The organism is Pseudomonas sp. AC463, assembly GCF_979253585.1.
This window is the reverse complement of record NZ_CEEDDZ010000107.1, coordinates 1-473: the sequence shown is the minus strand read 5'-3', so window position 1 is coordinate 473 and position 473 is coordinate 1. Positions and strand designations below refer to the sequence as shown.

1 protein-coding gene is annotated in these 473 nt (G+C 68.7%); it reads left to right on the top strand.

Annotation, left to right across the window (positions count from 1 at the left end; genetic code table 11):
- The coding region (locus AC0IYH_RS29310; protein ID WP_471837532.1) for a pyridoxal-phosphate dependent enzyme at positions 1-473 on the top strand (473 nt) is incomplete at both ends.

Sequence of the window (473 nt, the reverse complement as noted above, 5' to 3'; positions counted from 1 at the left end):
CCTGTTCATCGTCGAGGATGCGGAACAGCGTGGTGCACTGCAACCCGGCGGGACGATCGTGGAGGGCACGGCGGGCAACACCGGGATCGGCCTGGCGCTGGTGGCCAACGCCAAAGGGTACCGGACGATCATCGTCATGCCGGAGACGCAGAGCCGGGAGAAGATGGACACGCTGCGCGCGCTGGGCGCGGAGCTGGTGCTGGTGCCGGCCGCGCCCTATTCGTCGCCCTGTCATTTCGTCCACACGTCGCGTCGGATCGCCGAGGAGACGCCGGGTGCGGTGTGGGCGAACCAGTTCGACAACATCGCCAACAGGCGGGCGCACATCGTCGGCACCGCTGAGGAGATCTGGACGCAGCTGGAGGGGCGGGTAGACGGCTTCACTTGCGCGGTCGGGACGGGGGGCACGCTGGCGGGCGTCGGATTGGGCCTGAAGGCGCATGACGAAGGCGTGACGATCGCGCTGACCGACC